Genomic DNA, 22,447 nt, shown 5'->3' on the forward strand with positions numbered 1-22,447 from the left:
TGCAGAAATGCACCTGCGATTTTTTGCATTCTGCGGTTTCCGTTAAGGAGGCCGTATGACTCTGCCAGTAGACGGCATCAAACTCCATCGCGGCAACTTCGCGGCCATCGGCCAGCAGATTCAGCCATTGCTGGATGCCGGGCAATGCTTCCGCCTGCAGGTTAAGCCATGGCGTGAGAAGCGCAGCCTGTCGCAGAACGCGCTCAGCCACATGTGGTACACGGAAATCAGCGAATACCTCATCGCCCGGGGCAAGGCATTCGCTACGCCTGAGTGGGTCAAGGACGCGATGAAGCACACCTATCTCGGCTACGAAAGCAAGGACCGGGTAGACGTCGTGTCTGGAGAGGTAACCACCGTCCAATCCCTCCGCCATACCGCCGAACTGGAAACCGGCGAGATGTACATCTTCCTGTGCAAAGTCGAAGCCTGGGCGATGAACATCGGCTGCCACCTGACCATTCCGCAGAGCTGTGAATACCAGCAGCTGCGCGATAAGCAGGAGGCCTGATGTCTACTCCACTTTCCCGCGTCATCACCAACGAAATCTTCCGCGTTCCGGCGCGCCGCAAGCGTAAGCCCGCGGTTAAGCCGTCTGATATCCCGACCCTGAAAGACTACACCGCCAGCCTGGTGGATCAGAAATGGCTGCGTCTCGCAGCGAGGAGGCGCCATGTGTAAACCATCCCGCCGTAAGTGCAAAGTATGCGGTGAATACTTCGTGCCGAAATTCCACGACATCCGGATCCGCTGGTGCTGCCCGGAACACGGCGCAATCCTCGCAATGGAAGAGCGCGAAAAGGAGAAGGTGAAAGCCGCGGCTAAGCGCATCAAGGAGCAGAAGGAAGCCGAGAAGGCCGGACGCAAACGCCGTAAGGCCAAGCGTGAGTCACTCAAGTCTAAATCTCAGTGGGATAAAGAGGCTCAATCAGCTTTCAATCGCTACATCCGGATCCGCGATGAAGGTAAGCCATGTGTCAGTTGCGGCAATCCACTTATGGGAAAAAGCAATTACCTGACTGGCAGCGCCATTGACGCCAGCCATTACCGTTCACGCGGCGCTGCCTCACACCTCAAATTCAACGTGTTTAACGTCCACTCCGCTTGCACCCGCTGTAACCGACAGTTGAGCGGTAATGCTGTCGAGTACCGGATCCGCCTGGTTAATCGCATTGGCCTTGAGCGCGTAGAGCGGCTCGAAGCTGACAATGCCCCACGCCGGTTTGACGTTACCTACCTGAAGCGGGTGAAAGCAATTTTTTCCCGCAGGGCCAGTGCACTGATGAAGCGCCGTCAAAAATTACAGGAGAGTGCAGCATGAAATGCAAAGTTGAAGGTTGTGATCGTGAATGCAAACACTACCCAGGGAAGGGTATCTGTCAAATGCACTACTTCCGAATGATGCGCTACGGGACCTACGAACTCACAAAAAACGGTAAAGGGAAATTCAGGCATAAAAATGCGAAAGGATATCAAATGCTCAAAATTCCTGATCACCCACTATCAATGGCGAATGGTTGCGTATATGAGCACCGAAAAGTTGTTTACGACCGTTATGGAGAAACACTTCCACCATGCGAAAAATGCGGCAAGGAGGTCACATGGAAAACCGCGCATATTGATCACATTGATGAGGTTGTTGATAACAATGCGGACTCAAATCTTAGGGTGCTGTGCAGGGCGTGTAATGTCATGCGATCTCGAGTGCATATCCCTGAGCACACAAAAAAAGGACGCACAGCCATAACTTTTAATGGCGAAACGAAAACCGCCACAGAATGGTCAAGGGATCCTCGCGTTTCAGTATCAGAAACATCCATCAAGCGTCGACTAAAAAATGGAATGAATGTAGAGGATGCGCTTTTTTCTCCCAAAGTAACCCACAGGCATACCAGGCCAAGAGGAAGAGCACCTCTGTATGGTGAATATCGCGGACCAAAGCAGAAGGAGTCCGCATGAAGGCATTCACTCCAGTTGAAGCGAGAAAGTTCGTTGCCAGCACCTGGTATGAAACGACGCAGCTTTCTAAAAGAGAAAGGCTGTATGCGAAAGCTCGTGAGCTGATAAGCGGCGATCGAGCGGAAATTATCTGTCAGACAGAAAACCCTGAATACAGAAAGTCAGCACGGGAGTGGTGGAATCATGACCAGAGCTGATTTCGAAAAGTACCAGGCAGAAAGCGTTAAGCGTGCAAATATGCCGTCGATTGCAAAACACGGCCAGAACAAGCAGACCAAACAGCCAGAGAGGGCATCAGCATGAATCTCGAAAACACAGTGAAATACCACTACGCTAAATCCACGCTGATTAGCGACTCTCCGCGCGCTACTGCGTCAGACTCATTAACCGGTACAGATATCATGGCTGCAATGGGCATGACACAGGAGCGAGCTGCAATGGGATATAGCGCGTTCCTCGGAAAGATGGGCATCAGCCAGAATGACCGGGAGAGGGCGATCGACCTTCTGGCCGAATATGCCCTGACCAAATGCGACGAGGTGGCTGCGCTCCGCAAATTAGATCCCGCTGTTAAACCGCTGGTGATGCACCAGCTGGCTACCTTCGCTTTTGAAGATTACTCGCGCAGTGCTTCCAGCAAAAAGACGTGTGACTGCTGTAACGGAGCCGGATTCATCGACGCGGAGGTATTCACCAATAAAGTAACGTATCCGGACGGTAAACCGCCGAAGTGGGTTAAGGTGACAAAAGGGATCTCGCCGTCAGACTGGGAAGAGGTTAAATCTGTCCGGGAGCAGGTGCGGGTGCTCTGCCAAAAGTGCCGGGGCAAGGGGAGCATCAGTACCGCCTGCAACGACTGCCACGGCCGGGGTCAGGTAGTAAACCAGGATGAAACGGAAAAGCAGGGCGTGCCGGTGATGGGTAACTGCAAGCGCTGTGGCGGGCGTGGCTATGAGCGGATCCCCTCAACGGTGGCGTATAACGGCATCTGCAAGTTAACAGACGGCATTACCCTGGACACATGGAAAAAGTCAGTGAAACCTTTCTTTGACCAGTTGATCACGAAGTTCGATATCGAGGAGGCCTGGGCAGAAGCTCAGCTCAAACAAATAACGCGCTGAGATATTTACTTTTCCCGAATCCGTGTTAATTTGTTCTAACGATGGGCATTGTATGTTCACCGTTGAAGACAAAATTTAAGAGCCTCGGCAAAAGCCGGGGCTTTGTCGTTTTAGGGGCGGCAAAGGCTGTTTGCCACCTTTATCGTGTGCCCCTCGATCTCAGGGTCAAAAACTACGGCATCTGCCTTATAAGTTGGGAAGTAAAGGATGTACTGTGGGCCAGCAAATCCCTTGATTCTTGAGTAGGCTTCTACTTTTGCAAATTCGCCAAACCAACTGTAGCCAGTATCGGTGGCTGTGATGCAGTCGCCTTGTTCATACTTCCCTTTTTCGTCAGACGCCAGGCCACTTGCTGAGATTAAGAGCAGAGAGGTCGCAACTATTAGATTTTTCATGTGGATTTCTTTTCATAATGAAGGTGCTGAATTTTAGGCGCTTTTAAACATCGAAACCAGCCAGATAAACCAAAGTCTTTACAAGGCTCGCTTCGGCGGGCCTTTTCTATTTCAGGCTCCGGGAAACCTTCACTTCGTGCTGTCGTTAAATCAGCCCGAGAGCCTGATCCCTTTAGAGCACACAGCACCCGCACATAGCGAGGTGAGAGACGATGAAAATGCATAACGATCCCCACTCCTGGACGGAGTTTATCGAACTGCTCCACAGCTGGTGGCGCGGTGAAACGCCGATGGGTGCCGTATTGCTATCGGTAGTCATGGCTGCCATGAGAATTGCCTACGGCGGTGGCGGCTGGAAGAAAATGATTCTGGAGGGCTCTATTTGCGGAGCGCTAACTCTTACAGCTGTATCAGCTCTTGATTACTTTAACCTTCCTCAGTCTCTGTCAATTGCTATCGGCGGCGCTCTGGGTTTTGTTGGTGTTGAACAGGTTAAAGCTGTAGCTGGCAAAGTGTTTAGTTCTCGATTCGGAGGCGGTGATGCAAACCAGTGACAAAGGGATTGCCCTGATCAAAGAGTTCGAAGGTTGCAAGCTTACTGCTTACCAGGACAGCGTTGGCGTGTGGACGATCGGCTTTGGCTGGACTCAGCCTGTTGACGGGAAACCAATCCGTGCCGGAATGACCATTAAGCAGGAGACGGCAGAACGCCTGCTGAAGACAGGACTAGTCAGTTACGAAAGCGACGTGTCTCGCCTGGTTAAAGCTGGGCTTACTCAGGGGCAATTCGATGCCCTGGTGTCGTTCACGTATAACCTCGGCGCCCGGTCACTATCGACATCGACTCTGCTGCGTAAACTCAACTCTGGTGATTACGCTGGCGCTGCCGACGAATTCCCGCGCTGGAATAAAGCCGGTGGCAAAGTCCTTAATGGGCTGACCCGTCGGCGTGAGGCAGAGCGGGCTCTGTTCCTGTCATGATTGGCGCGCTGGTTAAACGTTACTGGTTGCAGCTGCTGGTGGTGGCGTTAATCGGCGTGCTGGCGTTCTTCGTTAACCACTACCGCGACAACGCCATCACCTACAAAGACCAGCGCGATAAAGCCACCGAGAAGCTCAGCCTGGCGAACGCCACCATCAAAGACATGCAGACCCGCCAGCGTGATGTTGCTGCTCTGGATGCCAAATACACGAAGGAATTGTCCGATGCGAAAAAAACCATTAACGATTTGCGTCGGGATGTCGATTCTGGTGCTAAACGGCTGCGCATCGCCGCAACCTGCCCTGGAGTGCCAAAAGCCACCTCCGCCACCGGCCTGGATGATGCAGGAGCCCCCGAACTTACTCCAGACGCTCGACGGAATTATTTCGATCACCGGGACGGAATCGCAACCGCTGACAAGATGATTCGCGGCATGCAGGACTACATCAAAGAGCAGTGTCTTAAATGATTCGTTACCCAAATAACAGAGCCTGACTTCGGTCGGGCTTTTTTATGCCCGCAGTAAACCGCGCATCGCAGCGCATAACAATCCCGAGTCTTTCAGAAAGCTGAGCCTGAGAACTGCCGTATATGGTGGCGACCATCTCGGGGCGGCTTTTCTGTGCGAACAGGCTCATCTTTCTAAAGGAACATCGCCATGCAATTAGTTGAAATCAAGAAGCTCGACCTGGTCACCAACTCGGCAGTGATCGCCAGTGGTGTCATGAAGGATCACAAGCCAGTGATTCAACTCATCAGGAAGTACAAAAGCGACCTCGAAGAGTTCGGAAGGGTGGAATTTGAAATGCGACCCTTTCAAACCGATGGAGGCATGCAGAAGCAGGAAATAGCACTGCTAAACGAACAGCAAACCACGCTGTTGATCACCTACATGCGAAACAATGAAGTTGTGCGTGAATTCAAAAAGCGCTTGGTATATGAATTCTTCACTATGCGCAGCGCGCTGGCGAAAAAGAAGATGGACCGCAACTCCGCGCGCCTGGAATACAAACCCATGACCGATGCCATCAAGCATGAGCGTGAGGCGCAGGGTAAGCAGATCGCCCCGCATCACTTCAGCAACGAAGCTGACCTGATTAACCGACTGGCGCTGGGCATGACGGCGGCCAAGTTCCGCGTGCATCATGAAATCGGGAAGAAAGAGCCGATCCGCGATTACCTGACGCCGGAACAAATTCACTGCATCACCGAGCTACAGCGCGCCAACACGGTATTCATCAGCATGGGGTGGGACTTCGAGCAAAGGAAAGAGGTACTGCGCGGCATGTTCGAGCGTAACCATCGTCAGCCACTTATCGAAGAGCAGCACCGCCTGGCCGCATAACCACAGATTTGTGGTTTTGAGAGCCACTTTCACAACGGCTTTCCATTACAAAGCTCATCCGCTGGTGGGCTTGATAATGGCAAAAAAGAGCCCCCACAAGGAGGGCTATAGGAGTCTCAGTTTCAATGCTCTTTTTATTGATGTTTCCCCGGAGTTGGCATTCTCCGCATCAGAGTCACGAATAGCCTGGCACCTCAACAGGTAACAACAAGCGTAAGCGTGGGATATTAAGAATTTACTTACAAAGTCATCACCATGGGCAGACCCATCGTAATGGCGTATGACTATCGATAGAAAAGTTGTAGCGCCCATTCATACACGCATTTGTATATCGGCTCGTGGTAAATGCTGTCAATGCTGTTGAGATGATCAATCATGGACTCGATAGTGGAATCTGCTTCAATGAATCCAATAATGGCTGGACGGTCATCATCCTCATCAACGTATTCGAACAGAAGAACGGGCTTCCCTGCTAGAGCAGCGTCAGAAACTCTGAGGTTGTGAGAGCCACTCAGTTCAAAATGAATTCTGTAGTTTCCCTTTACGGTGTGGTTGATTGGGAAATAATAAAGAGAGTCATCATTATTTAGACACCAATCCCATTCGCTTCTATTCATCTGCAAACCTCAACAAATTGTTTAGCTTAAGTTTCATGCAAAATCTGAGAATTACAAAGGATAATTTATGGCAAAACCGGACTGGGAGGCTATCGAATCGGCTTACCGGGCTGGAGTGCTATCGGTAAGGGAGTTAGCCGGAAAATATGGCATCTCTCACCAGGCCATCAGCAAGAGAGCCAAAAAGGATGGATGGGAGCGAGATCTAAAAGCCAAAGTCCAGGCAAAGGCAGATGCGCTGGTTGCCAAACGTGAGGTTGCCAGGCAGGTTGCCACCGAAAGCACTATTTCAGAGCGGCAACTAATCGAGGCGACGGCAGAGGTGATCGCCACTGTTCGAATGGAACACCGAGGAGATATCCGCCGGGCTCGCGAACTGACCAACACGCTATTCGATGAGTTGGCCGGAGAGTGTGGCGACGTGGCCGCGCTTGAGATGCTCGGTGACCTGATGCGCCGTGAGGATGACAAGGGCCAGGATAAGCTCAACGATCTGTACCACAAAATAATCAGCCTGCCTTCCCGTGTTAAATCCATGAAAGACCTGAGTGACAGCCTGAAGACGCTGATCGGCCTCGAGCGTGAGGCGTACAGCATCGAGAATAAGGCGGAAACGAAAGAGGTAACGCATAACGTCATGCTGGTGCCAACCAGTGACAGCGTGGATGACTGGGAAGCGGCGGCGCAGAAACAACAGGGCGGGGTGCTCGGTGGATGAATTACAAAGCTGTATGGAAGCCACTGCCTGGATCTCAGTCCCTGGCGCTGAGCTGCCCGTGTAACGAAATCCTGTTCGAGGGTACTCGTGGTCCTGGTAAAACCGCTGCGCAGTTAGCCAGGTTCCGGCGCAATGTCGGCGTGGGATATGGCTCGTTCTGGCGCGGCGTCATCTTCGACACCGAATATAAGAACCTTGCCGACATCATCACTCAGTCGAAGCGTATGTTTCGCCTGTTCAACGACGGTGCGCGCTATCTGTCATCTGCGAGCGAATTGCGATGGGTATGGCCTACTGGCGAGGAACTGCTCTTCCGATTTGGCAAAGAGGCGGACGACTACTGGGATTTCCACGGGCAGGAATTCCCGTTCATTGGCTTTAACGAACTGACTAAACAGCAGTCCCCGGAATTCTACGAAATGATGTTCTCCTGCCGACGTTCATCGTTCAGGCCGGAAAACTACCCGCTGGAGAATGGCAAGTTACTGAGGCCGATCCCGCTGGAGACGTTCAGCACAACCAACCCGTTTGGTATCGGGCACACCTGGGTGAAGAAACGCTTCATTGAGCCAGCGCCACGCGGAACCGTTCAGCGCGACCGGCAAATGGTATTCAACCCCCAGACTGAACGAGAAGAGGAAATCACGCTTACCCGCGTTGCGATTCACGGCTCGTTCAAAGAGAACCCGTATCTCGATCCACAATACATCGCGACATTGATGGCCATCAAAGACCCGAACCGTCGCAAAGCGTGGGTTGATGGTTCCTGGGACGTTACCAGCGGCGGGCGCTTTGACCATCTTTGGAATGAAGCGCTGCACGTTATCAAGCCGTTCCGCATACCAGATAGCTGGACCGTAGACCGCTCACATGACTGGGGTGAGTCGAAGCCGTTTTCTAACCTCTGGTGGGCGCGTGCCGACGGCACCGCCGCAGAACTGCCTGATGGTCGCCAGTTCTGCCCGCCAGCCGGGTCGCTGATCCTGATTGGCGAGTGGTATGGCTGTCCACCTGACGAGCTGAACAAAGGGCTCAATATGAGCTCGACAAACGTCGCCAATGGTGTGGCCTGGATTGATAAGCGGCTGATGGGCGAAGAGCTGCCTGAACCTGAAGAGATAAAACTCAATGGGATAACTCAGGGGCAACTGAACATCATGCCCGGTATCTGCAAAAAGGTTGTGCCGGGCCCAGCTGACGGTGCCATCTACAACACTGGCGATGACGAGCTCTCTATTGCCCAGAAGATGGAATCGCAGGGCGTTAAGTGGGTTCCATCCAACAAGAAACCGGGATCGCGCGTAAACGGAGCGGCCCTCTTTGCTGACATGCTGGAGGCCGTCCTTGAGGGTAAGAAGCTGGAATCTGGTGTACCTGAGAAACCAGCATTCTACGTCTTCGACTATTGCCGCGGCTGGATAAGCCGTGTTCCGGTGCTCGTTCGCGACAGTAAGAACCCTGATGACGTAGACACTCAGCAGGAAGATCACGACTGGGATGGCACTCGATATGCCGTCCTGCATTCACCGCCGAAGAAAGTCGGCAAAGTCACCAACCTACGGATCTAATCCCATGCCTGATATTTCAACCCCAAATCTGGACTATGGGAACATGGTCGAGGCGTGGGATATCAACGATGCCCTGATGGGCGGCACGCTGTATATGCGCCAGCTGGGCGAGTCCTATCTCCCTCGCTGGCCCAAGGAAGACAAAGAGGATTACAAAAAACGCCTCGCCGTGGCCACGCTTCTGCCAGCCTACGAAGAGACCATTAAGCAAAACATCGGGCGTGTATTCGCCGAGCCCATTAAGCTTGCCGAGAATGTGCCTGATCAGCTGCGAGAGTATGCGAAAAACTTCGACCTTGAGGGGACGCGCCTGGACGTATGGGCGCAGGCATTCTTCGGTCTGGCGATGCAGTATGGACTCTCCCACGCGCTGGTGGATTATCCCAGGGTGGACACCGAAAAGGTGAAAACCAAAGCGGAAGAGAAAGCTACCGGCGCGCGCCCCTATGTCACCATGCTCAATCCACGCCAGGTAATTGGCTGGAAGTCGAAAATGGTGGACGGCAAAGTGGTGTTGACTGCGCTGCGTATCAAAGAGGTTGTGGTCGAAGACGGCGACGACTTCGGGCAGACCAAGGTCGAGCAAATACGGCACCTGACACCTGGAAAGGTGGAAATTTACCGCAAGGCCAAAGATGCTGACGGTGCCGCGAACTGGGCGCTATTCGAGGAGTGGCAGACATCCCGCCAGGATATCACTCTGGTCACGCTCTACACCAAGCGCACCGGGTTTATGTGTGGTTCACCTCCATTGCTCAACATGGCCCTGCTGAACATCAAGCATTGGCAGAGCCAGAGCGAGCAGGACAACATTCTGCACGTCGCCAGGGTGCCGTTGCTCACGGTGTTCGGTTTGGAAGAGGGGCAAGAGCTGATAATTGGCTCGTCTTCAGCTACGTCGTTCACTGATCGGCAAAAGCAGGGTCTGGAATACGTCGAGCATACAGGCTCCTCCATCGGTGCTGGTAAAGAGTCGCTGGCAGAACTTGTGGAGCAGATGCGCCAGGCGGGCGCGAAGTTGCTGCGTACAGAGAACACCTCTACCAAATCGGTAGACCAGACCTCTGAAGAGAAAATGCAGGAGCAGTCACCGCTCTACACCATGGCTACCAGCCTTGAAGATGCGATCGACAACATCCTGCAAATCATGGCTGAGTACATCGGCGAGAAAGATGGTGGCAACGTTGATGTTCGCACTGAGCTGGATGTCGAGTCGAAAGAGTTTAACCCGCCTGCGGCGCTGGCTATTCAGTCACTTCGCCAGGGTGGCGACCTCCGCCGTATCGATGCCATTAAGGCGCTGCAAAAGCTCAGTCTGATTGATGCCGATGCAGACCCCGACAAGGTATTGAACGAGTTGCTGGCTGAATCGGCCTCGCTGACAGAACTGCCGCCGGACGAGGTGTGATATGGCCCGCTCCGTCAATGACAGGCTTCAGGACGAAACCATAGCGCACGGGCTTTATGTGAACCGCTACGGTACTGGCGTCGCCCGGCGCATGGTGTCGTTGCTGAACAGGCTGGATGCTGACCTTGCTGCAAAACTGCTGGTGCTGCTGGACGGCAAGCGTGCCGACACCTACAGCGCCCGCCGCCTGGCTTCGCTTCTGGCTGGCGTACGCGACCTGAACCAACAGGCCTACGAACCGGTCAATGATGCGCTGGCGCGGGAACTGACTCGTTACGCTGATTATGAGACCGGGTATCAGTTTGACCTGTTCAGCAGCCTCATTCCCGGCCAGGTGCTTAAGCACGTCCCGCTGCAAAGCATTGCTCCAGAGCAGGTCTACGCCTCTGCGATGGCGCAACCTTTTCAGGGGAGATTGCTGAAAGAGTGGGGCAAGAAACTCGAATCGGATCGGCTGGAAAAAATTACCAGTGCCGTGCGCACCGGATTTCTTCAGGGTGAAACCGTCGAGCAGATTGTGAAGCGGGTCGCCGGCACGCCGCAACTCCACCGCCAGGACGGGGTTATAAATGTTTCACGTCGTGACCTTGCGGTAGTAACCCGCACGGCGGTGAACCATGTGGCCGCTACAGCGCGCCAGGAGTTCGCACAGAGCAACAGCGATATCGTAAAGGCCAAACAGTGGTCTTCAACGCTGGACACTCACACCAGCCAGTGGTGCATCATCCGCGACCGAAAACTCTACTCGCTCGATGGCAAGCCGCTGGGCCATGCAATTCCGTATCTGCGCGGACCCGGCAAAATCCACTTTTGCTGCCGCTCCTGCGAAATCCTGATCACCAAATCGTGGGAAGAGTTACAGATAGCATCAGGCGAACTGAGCAGCGCCACACGCGCTTCGATGGATGGACAGGTGCCATCGCATACCAGCTATGCCGAATGGCTCGTCAGGCAACCGTACGCACGGCAGGAGCAGGTGCTGGGCGTTACTCGCGCGCGGATGCTGCGTGACGGCAAAATCACCGTGCCGGAGATGTTCAATGATGCCGGGGAGTTTCTTACACTGGACGAGCTGCGCCGCGTGGATGCGTCGGCGTTCCAGTAACAAAAAACCAATCAATATCAGGCTGCCTTCGGGTGGCCTTTTTTATGCCTGCCGCTGAGCGGATGCGACGCGGTGACCGGGTCGGATGACCTATTACCAATGGCCGGAAGGCTGGAGCAAAAACAATGAAACTGAAACTTGATGCTAACGGAAATGTGGTCGTTGAAAACGGTATGCCTGTGTACATCCATGATGATGGCAAAGAAATCCCGTTCGACGCAGCCGCAGCGATGACCAAAATCACCTCCCTGAATGGTGAGGCGAAAACGCACCGCGAAGCGAAGGAAGCGGCGGAAGCCAATCTCGCGAAATTCTCTGGCATCACCGACCCGGCCAAGGCGCTCGAAGCCCTGGAGATGATGACCAAAATCGACCAGAAAAAACTGATCGATGCTGGTGCCGTTGACCAGGTAAAGGCGGAGATCACCAAAGTTTTCCAACAGCAGCTGGACGAGGCGAACGGCAAGACCAAGCAGCTGGAAACTCAACTCTACGACGAGATGATCGGCGGCCGCTTCGGTGGCTCTAAGTTCATTTCCGAGAAGATGGCGATCCCGACTGAGTTCGTGCGTTCCTACTTCGGTCAGAACTTCAAAATCGAAGAAGGGAAGGTTGTGGCCTACGACGGCCAGGGCAATAAGGTGTTCTCTCGCACCAAGCCCGGCGAGTTAGCCAGCTTTGATGAGGCCCTGGAGTCTCTGGTCGAGTCGCATCCGCAGAAAGATTACATTCTCAAAGCGTCCGGTAATAGCGGCGGCGGTTCTCACCAGTCGCAGCACCAGGCCGGGCAAAAAACCATGAAACGCGGTGCGTTTGATTCCCTGGATAACGCTGGCAAGCAAGCAGCGCTGAAAGATGGCGTCAGCATCGTCGATTAATCGAGCCAAGCCCATGTTTTTCGGGTTTTGATGTTGTGGATGGTTCTTGCTGATACGCCATAGGCATCAGCCAGTTGGCGCTGTGTGTGGCTGTTGAGCATGAGTCTTATCTCTCGCACCTGATCAACCATAAGCTTGTGGTTCCATTGCGCCTCTCCACGGTTTGATGTCCCGTGAATAACTCGGTCACCCTGGTTTTCCTCTGGCGTTGCCCAATAAAGATGTTTTGGATTAACGCAGCCATCATGACCTTTTCCGCATGTGTGTGCTGATTCATGTCGATCCGTTGGCGGTTCTCCATGAGCGGCAATACACATTGCCCTTGATGCGGTTAGCAGTTTTTCAGTGCCCGCCTCATGAATGCGGCCATATCCATCCTTTTTATTGCGATGAAACGGCCATATTAGACAGTCATCCTCAGCATAGAGCTTGTACTTCTCGATGAAATCCTTAGCGGGTGATGGCACTGACCTGATCTCGAGAGGATCACCAAATCGTTTAAATCTCTGGTAGTGCATTGAGCAGTAGCCGCACTTGCCACCATTGACGCGATTGGCGCTCCGCTCACAATCACTTACGAGGCATTTTTTGAACTCAAAAGGTTTTGAAATTTTTTTGTAAGCAAGGGCGTTGCCATGAATGCGCATACGCTGGTAATGCGCAGAACAATATCCATTACGACCGTGAGATTTGGAGCTTGCGTCCCGATCGCAACCATCAATCAAGCATTTTTTCATTTTTGAATACCATTAATAACTAGTTTAATCCCTAGCTTATCCTCGGATGGGGTGCAGCGCAAGCTCTGGAAAGAGCAATACATATCTCATTAATTTTCATGGAAAATATCTTATGAATACTTTAACTGGTCTGATCCCGACCATCTATACCGCGCTGGACGTAGTGTCCCGCGAGCAAACTGGTTTTATTCCTGCGGTGGCGCGCGACGCGAAAGCGGATGCTGCAGCAAAAGACCAGACCGTACGTGCGCCAGTCGCACCTGCAGCAACCACTGAAGATATTGTCCCTGGTCCTTCAGCGCCTAATTCTGGCGACCAGACCATCGGTGGTGTGGATGTCAAAATCACCAAATCCAAAATGGCCCCGGTGAAATGGAATGGTGAAGAGCAATTGGCTCTGGGCCCGGCTGGTACCTACAACACCATCCTGGCTGACCAGTTCAAGCAGGCTTTCCGCGCTCTGGCGAACGAAGTGGATGCAGACCTCGCTGCGCTGTACCTCAACTCCTCCCGCGCTGTTGGCGCGCCGAAGAATACCCCGTTCAGCATCAAAGACGATCTGACTGATGCTGCGTTGGCGCGTCAAATCCTGACCGATAACGGTGCGCCGACTACTGATTTGCGTATGGTGCTGGGTGGCGAAGCGATGGCATCCATCCGTGGTAAACAGGCCGTACTCTTCAAAGCGAACGAAGCGGGAACCGACCAGCTGCTGCGTGAAGGTGTTATCGGTCGCATCATGGGCTTCAACCTCCACGAATCCTTCAGCATCAAGCGTACCGCGAAAAGCGCTGCTGCTGGCTATAAGGCCAATGGCGCGAAGAAAGAGGGCGATATCATCATCGCTATCTCTGCCGGCACCGGCGGTATTGCTGCTGGTACTGCGGTGAAGTTCGCCGGTGATGACAACCAGTATCTGGTCGTTGCGGCTACGTCTTCCACTATCACTATTAGCGCGCCGGGCCTCCGTCAGGATCTGGCAGATCAGGCTGATGTCACCGTGTTGAGCGAATTCGTACCGAACATGGCGTTTGACCGCGGGGCATTCCTGCTGGCCAGCCGTACCCCGGCGATGCCTGAAGGTGGCGATACTGCTGATGACGTCATGAATGTGACCGACCCGGTATCTGGCATCACCTTCCAGGTGGCGCTGTACCGCCAGTACCGTCAGGTGCGTTATGAAGTGGGTCTAGCATGGGGTGTGGCTGCTGTGGCGCCACGTCATTCCGCCATCATCATGGGTTAACCCAGGGGGCTTCGGCCCCTTTGTTTTTCAGGAGGCCCAATGGCCGGATTAACCAAAGAGCAGCGCGCGCAGCGTGACGCGGAAAAGCTTGCAGATCAGCAGGGTATTGAGCTGGTGGTCATGGTGCGTGACACCCCAGAGTTCCCCGGCGGCCCGCTGAGCGCTGAGGTTCACCATGACGAAGTGGATAACTGGCAGGCGCTGGACTGGCGTCTGGAGGAATAACCATGCTGGTTGCTGATCCCCACTCTCCATACTTTAACAGCTACGCCAGCGCGTCCGACCTGCGGGTCTTTGCCGCCGCGCGCGGATACACCATACCTGCCGAAGATGGCGAGTGTAGCCAGATGCTGATGCAGGCGATGGACTTTCTGGAAGGAAGGACCTGGCGTGGTCAGCGCTCCAGCGCATCTCAGCCTCTATCCTGGCCTCGCTCCGGCGTGCGCTTCGATGGCGTGGACCTGCCGGATGATGCTATTCCACAACGGCTGGTTGATGCTCAATGCCGCCTGGCTATCGAGTCGCAGGAGATTGACCTCACCCCGTCGGTCGCTGGCGGTGGGGCGGTGACGATGGAGCGCGTCGAGGGTGCGGTAACAGTCCAGTATGAGCCGGGAACGAATAAGGCCACTCCTTCATTCCCCTGGTTCTATTCCTCGCTGCGCGGGCTTGTGGTGGGCGGCAACCAGGTCCGGATCGAAAGGGGGTAGCATGGCAATCGACTATCGCCGCATGCGCGCCACGGCAACGCGGCTGCTGACGGAGAACGGCAAAGCCTACCAACTGACTCGCGGCGGAACCACCACCCGCGATCAGTACGGGAAAGAGATTACCACCGAGCCTGTTATCGCGACCGTTACCGGCGTTATCACTGAATACTCCACTCGTGAAATCGACGGCTCTCTGATTGCTACAGGCGATAAGAAGCTGGCGGCCACGTTTGAAACTGAGGTGCGCATCGGTGACATCATTGATATCGACGGCCAAAAGTGGCGCGTGGTACAGCCGAATCCGGTTAAGCCGGCAGACGTGTTGATCTCCTATAACATCCAGCTAAGGACCTGATTATGACCAGTTCCGTAAACCAGCAGTTCCTGGCTGCTATTCAGCTGTTCGTTGATGGCTCAAAGCAGGAGATTGACGAGGCGGTGCGCCGGACTGGTATCAAAATCCTGGGTAGGTTGGTGGAGATGTCACCAGTCGGGCAGCCGGAGACCTGGCAAGTGAACCAAACGGCCTCTGCTTATAATACTGCAGTGCGTGAACATAATGCTGCCCTTCGCGATGATCCTGCCAACCTGACCAAATCGGGACGACTAAAGCGCGGTTTGCGTGTAAACGACTCGATGGAAATCAAAAAGCCTGAGGGTTATGTCGGCGGGCGATTCAAAAACAACTGGTATGTGGGTTTCGACAGCCAGCCGACTCAGTCAAACGATACACCAGATGCTTCCGGCCAGGGCTCAAATTCCCGTGGCATAGCGGTGCTTGAGGTATTCAGAGTGGGCCAGGTCAGCTCGATTTACTTCACCAATAACCTGCCATATGCGGCAGCGCTGGAAAACGGTCATTCCACCCAGGCGCCGGGCGGGATGGTGGGCATTACAGCTATCGACGCGGCGCAGCTGTTCCGTGAGGCAATGAGCGAGGTGCGCAATGGCCGGTGATCAGTCAATGCGAATAGCTGACCTGCTGGAGAGCCGGGTAGCCATAATCTCGGCTTCTCTCGGCTTGCCGATCGCCTGGCCGAATATCGTATTCGATCCACCGGATGCGCCATACGCCCGTGTTTATGTTTTACCTGCACAAACTGTAGGTCAGGACATAGAAGGTGTGATGCGTACCTATCAGGGGATATTGCAGGTAAACATCATTACTCCCGCAGGCTCAGGCGTGAGCCAGGCAAGAGGGCTGGCCCAGTCGGTGGCAGATGCATTCCCTGAAGGACTGCCGCTGGTGGACGGTGATCTGACGGTTTACATCAACGGGCCGCCGCAGGTGAGACAACCCATCCAGGACCGGCCAGCCTCGGCGCCCAACGGGTCCAGTGGCTCCATAACCTACACCATTCCCGTCAGCATGCAGTACCGCGCTGACTACTGACCCGCCAGATGGCGGGTTTTTTATTACCTAAATTCAGGAGAGTGCTATGGCATTCGCAATCCCTAACGGCTCGCGTGTGAACGTGGCCAAGGCCTATCAAGCCCCAATCACCTTTACCGCTGCCTCTAACGCGACGGAATGCGAACTGACCGTTGCATCGGCCTCCGGCATTCTGGCCGGTGACGTAGTTCAGGTGAGTTCCGGCTGGTTAAAGCTCGATAACATGGTGCTGCGCGTAAAATCGGTGACCAGTAATAAAATCGTGCTGGAAGCATTCGATACTACCGACAGCACCAAATTCCCGGCAGGCACTGGCGCGGGCACGCTGCGCAAAATCGACTCATGGATCACCATGCCTCAGGTGATGACACTATCAACTGAAGGTGGTGACCAGCAGACCATCAGCGTGCAGTTCCTGGAAGATGACAAAGCGCGAACCATCCCAACATTTAAAAACGCGGTGGTTCAGGTTTACACCTTTGCACACGACCCTCAACTGGCGATCTACAAACGCCTCATTGACCTGGATGACTCCAGCGACACAACGGCGGTCTGGTTCCATAACCCACGCGGCAAAGCCGATCGTTTCTACTCAGCCAAAGTATCGTTCCAGCGCGTGCCGCGCACGGAAATCAACGCCGTGGAAAGTAACGAGGCGCGCATGAACTTCGAATCGGACATGCAGATTTACCCGATCGCCGATTCATCCGTGACGCCTCTGGCGTTCCTGACTGACCTGCCGGCCACCAAGTCGGTTGCCACAGGTGCAGCGCTGGATCTGGCGGTGGTAATGAAGGGCGGCTCAGCACCTTACACCTACGTATGGAAGAAAGGCAGCACCGCTATTCCGGGCAAAACCGCCTCGACGTTCAACATTCCATCAGTGGCATCCGGAGATGCTGGCGTTTACACCTGTGAAGTCACCGACGCCGCGGGCAAAACCATCACCTCGGCTGCGTGTACTGTCACGGTCAGCTAACCAATCAGGCCCGGTACGCCGGGCTTTTTTTTGGAGTAACCCATGAGCGGAACAATTGAGATCAGTGAGGTTGGGATGACTGTCAATATGGCTGGTGGCGGGAAAATAGTTATCGGCAATTGGGGTGATGGCCCAGTAAATACGGCAGCCGCTCGTCCACCCCTTACCCCGGAAGAGGAGCTTTACGGTCGTGGGCTCTGTCTCCTGCCTGATGGATGGGAAGATCTAAGCGGTGATGGACACTGGCAACATCAACTCACTGAATCTTTGCGTCAACTTTGGCCGTCGTTCAGCAGGGAACAGAAGATGGCTATCGCTTACTCCATCAGCGAACTGTCAGATGAGCTGACGAACATCGCATACGAAGCTTCCTGGTAATAACACACCTGCGCATCGCACGCGCACATCGAAGAAAGTCTTTCAGCTGTGAGCCTGGGCAAACCGTTAACTTTCGGCGGCATTGCCGTGCGACAGGCTCACGTCTAAAAGGAAATATCATGTCTCAGACATATCAAATTTGTGAAGTAACAGTAACGCTCCCGTCCTTAGGAACCATCACTACTGACGGCTCCGGAAACCAGATTAAGCATGGAGATAAATGCCGTGTGCATCTTTATGCCGTCAAACCTGACAGGCACCCCGGAACTATCTTTGATGGGTTCAACGTTGGAGCTATCACCTTTACCGGCTACACAGATTCACCATTCAAACGCTCTCAAAAAATCATGGTGCCAGACGGATATAAATTAGTGGCACTGCGAGTGGATGATGACGGAGTGCCAGCGTCATGGGACAGTCTACCAGTACATTTCACAGGTGGTTTCATCGAGAGCCCTATAGATGAGCCACGAGACGGCATCAATAGCTACTACCCAATTGAAGACTTTAAATGGGGCTGGTTTGTCGATAAATCAGGGCAAGCCTACATCCACGAGGCGCTGATCGGTGATGGCGGATTGTCTACGGGTTATAACGTGAAATTGAACATCAACAATGATGGCAAAGAGCATGCTGCCGGTATGGCCGTTGGAGTAGAAGACGGCCAGAGCAAGGTAGAGTTTAAGGCTGATCGCTTTAATGTGCATGAAGCCGCTTCATCCATCATTGGAAACGCTGTGGTATCAGCCAAGAAGATGAAGATTAAGCTTGGCGATGAAATGACACAGGCCATCATTGATGCTGTACGTGAAAGCGAATTGTTCACGGCAATTCAAGTAAATATCGATGCACAAACAGCCTCACTCACCAGCCTGCAACAAGCGATGCACGATGCAGTAAATGATGCAATCCGCAACGCGCTGAAGCCGGGCGGTCTGCTGTACAAACGATAACACCCCCATCACGCATTCGAATATTCAATCCGCTACGGCGGGTTTTTCTTTTCTAAGGAACCGAAATGACCAAATTTTCTCTGATCCCCAACCCAACTTTTTCTGTGACCGCGAGCATTCCGCGCGCTGGCGCCGAAGACGGCAAGCTGACGTTCACTTTCCGCCATAAAACGCTGGAAGAGCTGCGCTCTATGGACGAAAAGCTGCAAAAGTCGGCTGAAGGTAAAAAGGCTGCTATCGAGCCGCAGGCCGACTACCTCATGGAAATTGTCGAGGGGTGGGCGCTTCCAGATGAGTTCAACCGCGAAAACGTTATTGTTCTCCTGCAAAACTATCCGCGTGCTTTTGACAGCATCGGCATGGCGTACACCAAAGAGCTGATGGGGATTCGCGAAAAAAACTGAGGCAGGTCGCCGCAGCGTTGTATACGCCGGGACCGACGCTCGCGGAGCTGAGCGCTTTTGGTTTGACGCCTGAGGACGTGGAGGAAGAGGTGGGGATCCTGCCCTCTGTGTGGAAGTCTTTCACCATCTTCTCTGCCCTGGCAACCCAGTGGCGCGTCGGAGCGAGCGGGGCCACTGGACTGGATTACAACGTTCTCCCCTGGATGTTCGAGTTACACGGGGTTGAGGATGCGGCGACCTGCATGGCTGATCTTCAGATTATGGAAAGTGAGGCTCTCAAGGTAATGCACAAGGAGACGAAATAATGACTGACCAGATCGCCTCGATTACTTTGCGGGCCGATGTATCCGACCTGAAAACAGCCAGCAATGAACTGGATAGGCTCGGTGAGGCGGCTGCTGGTGCCGTAGATAAAGCCGATGACCTGAATAGTGTGTTCCGCGCTGGTGCTGAATCTGCGAAACAGGGTAGTGAAGGTATCAAGGAGCAGCAGAACGCGCTCAAAGGGTTGCTGGAGAATATCGATCCGGTTACCAAGGCCTTAAACCGCCTGGATGAGCAGCAAGAATCGCTGCGGAAATTCCAGGCCAAAGGTTTCCTGGATACCGATACCTTCCAGGCTTACAACAAAATCCTGGACGACACCCGTCTCAAGCTGACCGACACCGGAGAAGCCGCGGCGCGCGCTCAGGCTGAATTAGCCGCTACCCAGGCGGCAGAAAAGCAGTCCGCAGCGTTAAAGAACCTTCTTGGATCCATCGACCCGACTATCCGCGCGTTCAATTCATTGGATGAACAACACGCACAGCTGGTGGCCCATTTCGAAGCTGGGCGCATTAACGGTGCTCAGTTCGAGCACTTCAACACAATCCTTAACCAGACGCGTGAGCGCCTCTCTGGTGTCGCAGACGTACTACCAGAAGCGCTATCCCGGCAGGAAGATGCTGCCCGGCGCGCAGGCATCTCAGTAGGGCAATACAGCGCTGCGCTGCGCACGCTCCCGGCCCAGATCACTGATATCGCAACCCAGCTGGCTGGTGGACAGTCTCCGTTCCTGATCCTGCTCCAGCAGGGCGGGCAGATAAAGGACTCCTTTGGTGGCTTCGGAGCAATGTTCCAGGCGCTGAAAGATGCGCTGTTTGGATTCAACGAGGATGTTGAGAGAGGGGCTGACGAAGCAACAGAGAGCCTAGGGGATCTTGCTGAAGGGTTTAATGATACGTCCGAAGCAGCTGAAAACCTTAGGAAGGTGAGAGGGATACTTACACCCATAAACCTAGGGATTTTAGGTATCGCTGCCGCTGCGGGGATTCTTTCTTACGCATGGTATCAAGCTTCAAAAGAGGTAGAAAGCCTCAATAAGTCTCTGATCTTGACAGGCAATTATGCGGGAGTAACTGCCGGTCAATTAAGCCAAATGGCAAAAGCTATTGCCGAATCAGGATCAACTCAAAGTGAAGCAGTTGACGCCCTATCAAAGGTAGTAAGCACCGGCAAGTTTCGGGCTTCACAATTGGAAATGGTCACATCAACTGCTCTGGCTATGGAGGAGGCCACTGGAAAATCAATTGATGAAACCATCAAGAATTTTCAAAAGCTTTATTTAGCGCCTACTAAGGCCTCCGAAGAACTAAATTCTTCAATGCATTATTTGACCTCCGCTCAATACGAATATATCTCCTCTCTAGAGCGTCGAGGGGATAGGGAAGGGGCGGCAGAAGCAGCCGCAAAAGCATATAGCCAGGCGGAACAAACTAGAAGTCAGCAGGTACTGGATAATTTGGGGCTTATTGAGCGAGCCGCAAAAGCAACAGGCGATGCGCTGAAAGGCATGTGGGGAGAGCTGCTAAATATCGGCAGGCCAGAAGCTCCAGATGATATGCTTCAACGTATGCAAGCTGATTTAGCTGTCCGTGAGAAAGCATTACTACCTGAGCGAGCACCCGGTGGTTATGGTTATGCCACCAGTTCGGTGGATGATGATTATGATCGTCGGCGCAATGCTCAAATAGCTGCAATAAATGCGCTTAAATCTCAGATCTCTCCTCTTCAGAAGGCAGTGATTTTACAAAACGATATTTCTGCCGCAATCACCAAAGGAAAAGAAGAGGATGAGAAGCGCACCTATTCCCTAATTTATCAAAATCGCATCCTTGAGCAATCAGCAACATGGCAAGAGAAACGCAGTAAAGCCCTTTCTGAATTATGGAAAAATGTCGCACTCGCTCCTGATAAATGGAGTGATCAACAACGCCAACAGGCAGTTGACGCGATAAACAAGCAGTTTCACCCAAATAAAACGCCCAAAACCCCAGCCGTTAAGGTGTCTGCAGGTGATCGCTCAACCGACACTTACAATGCTGAGACTTTAGCTCTGCAAGCGCAGCTAAAAACGCTTCAAGAACATCGTGATATTAACGATGTAATCAGTCAGCAACGTAAGCAGCAATGGGAACTGATATCCAAAATCAGTATTCTCGAGGCAACGGCAAATGATCCAAAAGGCCGTGCGCTTACCATTGATGAGAAGTCACTGCTCGCCAATAAGGATAAACTTCTCGCGCAGGCTGATATTAATGCAGCATTGGGCGATCAGATTGCAAGGCAACAGAAACTGAATTCTCTTGCCGATCAGGCGACCAAATTTGCTCAGCAGCAGGCTGCTAAGCAAGCAGAAATTGATGCGGCAGCTGCGGGGACTTCAACCAGGGAGGCTGAGCGGGCGGCAACACGTCAGCGTTTGTCTGAGACCTATGCCTTCAATCCTGACGCGCAAAAAAAAGTTTTGGCTCAGCAGGAAGAGACATACCGGAAGGAAGACGAACTTCGCAGTAACTGGCAGGCTGGAGCAAAGCGCGGATGGGCTGATTATGCGGATTCTGCAACTAACACATTCGAAGCAATGCGTAACGTTGCTGGATCCACCTTCAGTGGCCTTTCCGACATGCTGACCAGTTTGGTCACAACTGGAACTGCCAGCCTCAAAGAATTCACCAAATCCATGTTAAAGATGATCGCCGAGGTGACCAACCGGTTACTGGTTGCCTATGCAGTACAGGCCGCCATGGGCTGGATAAGCGGTGGCAGTGGTGGTGGCAGTACGCCTGGTGGTGCATATGCAAACGCCGCTGCTGGGGTAACCTTCAACGCTAAAGGTGGCGTCTATGACTCCCCAGGTCTCAGTAAATATGTTAACGGTGTTTACGATACGCCTCAGTATTTCACCTTCCAGGGCGCATCGAAGTTTGCGAAAGGCGGTGTTTTCGCAGAGGCTGGTGAAGAAGCTATCATGCCGCTAACTCGGGATTCTGCGGGGCGTCTCGGTGTGAGGGCGGATGGTGCTGGTGGTTCTGGGCATCAAATCAACGTGGATATCTATGTCGATAACAAAGGTAACGCGACAACAAATACTAGCGGGGGGGGAGATGCGGCAGCCCGGGCGTTAGCGGAGAGGATGAAGCAATACGTACAGGAAGGCATCATCCGAGCCATCAGGGATGATGGGGCTATCGGCGGGACGTTTGTGAAAAAGTAATATCAGCTCATCGCGT

At 53.4% G+C, this 22,447-nt stretch carries 29 protein-coding genes; 27 read left to right on the forward strand and 2 right to left on the reverse strand.

The window, feature by feature from the left end; all coding sequences use genetic code 11:
- The first annotated feature begins 55 nt into the window (after window positions 1-55).
- From BFV64_RS09980 to BFV64_RS10005, 6 genes are all read left to right on the forward strand, one after another.
- Entirely contained in the window at window positions 56-511 is a 456-nt protein-coding gene (locus tag BFV64_RS09980) for a YbcN family protein (protein ID WP_069601992.1), read from the forward strand.
- On the forward strand, window positions 511-681 hold the full coding sequence (locus BFV64_RS09985) for a NinE family protein (RefSeq protein WP_069601993.1): 171 nt from the start codon (window positions 511-513) through the stop codon (window positions 679-681). The genes BFV64_RS09980 and BFV64_RS09985 overlap by 1 nt, the downstream gene beginning before the upstream one ends.
- Window positions 674-1,321 carry a recombination protein NinG gene (locus tag BFV64_RS09990; protein ID WP_069601994.1) on the forward strand — a complete coding sequence of 216 codons (648 nt, stop codon included), beginning with the start codon at window positions 674-676 and terminating at the stop codon, window positions 1,319-1,321. Before BFV64_RS09985 ends, BFV64_RS09990 begins: the two co-directional genes overlap by 8 nt.
- Complete coding sequence (locus BFV64_RS24175; RefSeq protein WP_045281515.1) at window positions 1,318-1,959, forward strand: HNH endonuclease signature motif containing protein; 642 nt, start codon at window positions 1,318-1,320, stop codon at window positions 1,957-1,959. The genes BFV64_RS09990 and BFV64_RS24175 overlap by 4 nt, the downstream gene beginning before the upstream one ends.
- Window positions 1,956-2,156 carry a hypothetical protein gene (locus tag BFV64_RS10000; protein ID WP_045418805.1) on the forward strand — a complete coding sequence of 67 codons (201 nt, stop codon included), beginning with the start codon at window positions 1,956-1,958 and terminating at the stop codon, window positions 2,154-2,156. The genes BFV64_RS24175 and BFV64_RS10000 overlap by 4 nt, the downstream gene beginning before the upstream one ends.
- Before the next feature lie 102 nt (window positions 2,157-2,258).
- Complete coding sequence (locus BFV64_RS10005; protein WP_069601995.1) at window positions 2,259-3,080, forward strand: antitermination protein; 822 nt, start codon at window positions 2,259-2,261, stop codon at window positions 3,078-3,080.
- 110 nt (window positions 3,081-3,190) lie between these two features.
- On the opposite strand, the gene BFV64_RS10010 is transcribed toward BFV64_RS10005, so the two are convergent.
- A complete protein-coding gene (locus BFV64_RS10010; RefSeq protein WP_069601996.1) occupies window positions 3,191-3,475 on the reverse strand; it encodes a hypothetical protein in 285 nt (94 codons plus the stop codon).
- A 212-nt stretch (window positions 3,476-3,687) separates the two neighbouring features.
- On the opposite strand from BFV64_RS10010, the gene BFV64_RS10015 reads away from it, so the two are divergent.
- From BFV64_RS10015 to BFV64_RS10060, 9 genes are all read left to right on the forward strand, one after another.
- Complete coding sequence (locus BFV64_RS10015; RefSeq protein WP_069601997.1) at window positions 3,688-4,029, forward strand: phage holin, lambda family; 342 nt, start codon at window positions 3,688-3,690, stop codon at window positions 4,027-4,029.
- The gene (locus BFV64_RS10020; RefSeq protein ID WP_137984532.1) at window positions 4,013-4,456 is read left to right on the forward strand and encodes a lysozyme; all 444 of its coding nucleotides are present in this window, start codon (window positions 4,013-4,015) and stop codon (window positions 4,454-4,456) included. Before BFV64_RS10015 ends, BFV64_RS10020 begins: the two co-directional genes overlap by 17 nt.
- Window positions 4,453-4,926 (forward strand): lysis protein, encoded by a 474-nt coding sequence (locus tag BFV64_RS24980; RefSeq protein ID WP_069601999.1) that lies wholly within the window; start codon window positions 4,453-4,455, stop codon window positions 4,924-4,926. The genes BFV64_RS10020 and BFV64_RS24980 overlap by 4 nt, the downstream gene beginning before the upstream one ends.
- A gap of 189 nt (window positions 4,927-5,115) precedes the next feature.
- A complete protein-coding gene (locus BFV64_RS10030) occupies window positions 5,116-5,802 on the forward strand; it encodes a Rha family transcriptional regulator (RefSeq protein WP_006811069.1) in 687 nt (228 codons plus the stop codon).
- 684 nt (window positions 5,803-6,486) lie between these two features.
- Window positions 6,487-7,137, forward strand: coding sequence for a helix-turn-helix domain-containing protein (locus tag BFV64_RS10040; protein ID WP_069602001.1), 651 nt, complete (start codon window positions 6,487-6,489; stop codon window positions 7,135-7,137).
- A complete protein-coding gene (locus tag BFV64_RS10045) occupies window positions 7,134-8,705 on the forward strand; it encodes a terminase (protein ID WP_069602002.1) in 1,572 nt (523 codons plus the stop codon). The genes BFV64_RS10040 and BFV64_RS10045 overlap by 4 nt, the downstream gene beginning before the upstream one ends.
- Before the next feature lie 4 nt (window positions 8,706-8,709).
- On the forward strand, window positions 8,710-10,113 hold the full coding sequence (locus BFV64_RS10050; protein ID WP_069602003.1) for a DUF4055 domain-containing protein: 1,404 nt from the start codon (window positions 8,710-8,712) through the stop codon (window positions 10,111-10,113).
- Between the two features lies 1 nt (window position 10,114).
- Window positions 10,115-11,218 carry a phage minor head protein gene (locus BFV64_RS10055; protein ID WP_069602004.1) on the forward strand — a complete coding sequence of 368 codons (1,104 nt, stop codon included), beginning with the start codon at window positions 10,115-10,117 and terminating at the stop codon, window positions 11,216-11,218.
- Window positions 11,219-11,343: 125 nt separating this feature from the next.
- Window positions 11,344-12,096: a DUF6651 domain-containing protein gene (locus BFV64_RS10060; RefSeq protein WP_069602005.1), complete on the forward strand. Its 753-nt coding sequence runs from the start codon at window positions 11,344-11,346 to the stop codon at window positions 12,094-12,096.
- On the opposite strand, the gene BFV64_RS10065 is transcribed toward BFV64_RS10060, so the two are convergent.
- Window positions 12,093-12,833, reverse strand: a complete 741-nt coding sequence (locus BFV64_RS10065; RefSeq protein WP_137984533.1) for a helix-turn-helix domain-containing protein — start codon at window positions 12,831-12,833, stop codon at window positions 12,093-12,095. The genes BFV64_RS10060 and BFV64_RS10065 overlap by 4 nt on opposite strands.
- Window positions 12,834-12,945: 112 nt before the next feature.
- Here BFV64_RS10065 and BFV64_RS10070 point away from each other — a divergent pair, with 112 nt between their 5' ends.
- The 12 genes from BFV64_RS10070 to BFV64_RS10125 all read left to right on the forward strand — a co-directional run bounded on the left by BFV64_RS10070 (window position 12,946) and on the right by BFV64_RS10125 (window position 22,431).
- A complete protein-coding gene (locus BFV64_RS10070; RefSeq protein WP_069602007.1) occupies window positions 12,946-14,079 on the forward strand; it encodes a major capsid protein in 1,134 nt (377 codons plus the stop codon).
- Window positions 14,080-14,118: 39 nt separating this feature from the next.
- The gene (locus BFV64_RS10075) at window positions 14,119-14,304 is read left to right on the forward strand and encodes a hypothetical protein (protein WP_069602008.1); all 186 of its coding nucleotides are present in this window, start codon (window positions 14,119-14,121) and stop codon (window positions 14,302-14,304) included.
- Window positions 14,305-14,306: 2 nt separating this feature from the next.
- Complete coding sequence (locus BFV64_RS10080) at window positions 14,307-14,789, forward strand: DnaT-like ssDNA-binding protein (RefSeq protein ID WP_069602009.1); 483 nt, start codon at window positions 14,307-14,309, stop codon at window positions 14,787-14,789.
- A 1-nt stretch (window position 14,790) separates the two neighbouring features.
- Entirely contained in the window at window positions 14,791-15,144 is a 354-nt protein-coding gene (locus tag BFV64_RS10085) for a hypothetical protein (RefSeq protein ID WP_069602010.1), read from the forward strand.
- A gap of 2 nt (window positions 15,145-15,146) precedes the next feature.
- Entirely contained in the window at window positions 15,147-15,746 is a 600-nt protein-coding gene (locus tag BFV64_RS10090) for a hypothetical protein (protein WP_069602011.1), read from the forward strand.
- A gap of 7 nt (window positions 15,747-15,753) precedes the next feature.
- Entirely contained in the window at window positions 15,754-16,182 is a 429-nt protein-coding gene (locus BFV64_RS10095) for a phage tail terminator-like protein (RefSeq protein ID WP_235611144.1), read from the forward strand.
- Between the two features lie 46 nt (window positions 16,183-16,228).
- Window positions 16,229-17,161, forward strand: a complete 933-nt coding sequence (locus BFV64_RS10100; protein ID WP_069602013.1) for a phage tail tube protein — start codon at window positions 16,229-16,231, stop codon at window positions 17,159-17,161.
- Window positions 17,162-17,203: 42 nt separating this feature from the next.
- Window positions 17,204-17,539, forward strand: a complete 336-nt coding sequence (locus BFV64_RS10105) for a hypothetical protein (RefSeq protein WP_048986151.1) — start codon at window positions 17,204-17,206, stop codon at window positions 17,537-17,539.
- 119 nt (window positions 17,540-17,658) lie between these two features.
- Window positions 17,659-18,492 (forward strand): phage tail tip fiber protein, encoded by an 834-nt coding sequence (locus BFV64_RS10110; protein ID WP_069602014.1) that lies wholly within the window; start codon window positions 17,659-17,661, stop codon window positions 18,490-18,492.
- Between the two features lie 65 nt (window positions 18,493-18,557).
- Complete coding sequence (locus BFV64_RS10115; RefSeq protein WP_069602015.1) at window positions 18,558-18,896, forward strand: phage tail assembly chaperone; 339 nt, start codon at window positions 18,558-18,560, stop codon at window positions 18,894-18,896.
- Window positions 18,897-18,913: 17 nt separating this feature from the next.
- Window positions 18,914-19,201, forward strand: coding sequence for a DUF1799 domain-containing protein (locus tag BFV64_RS10120; protein ID WP_022651625.1), 288 nt, complete (start codon window positions 18,914-18,916; stop codon window positions 19,199-19,201).
- Window positions 19,201-22,431: a phage tail tape measure protein gene (locus tag BFV64_RS10125; RefSeq protein WP_069602016.1), complete on the forward strand. Its 3,231-nt coding sequence runs from the start codon at window positions 19,201-19,203 to the stop codon at window positions 22,429-22,431. The genes BFV64_RS10120 and BFV64_RS10125 overlap by 1 nt, the downstream gene beginning before the upstream one ends.
- Window positions 22,432-22,447: the final 16 nt, after the last annotated feature.

The organism is Enterobacter kobei, assembly GCF_001729765.1.
GTDB classification, from domain to species: Bacteria; Pseudomonadota; Gammaproteobacteria; order Enterobacterales; family Enterobacteriaceae; genus Enterobacter; species Enterobacter kobei.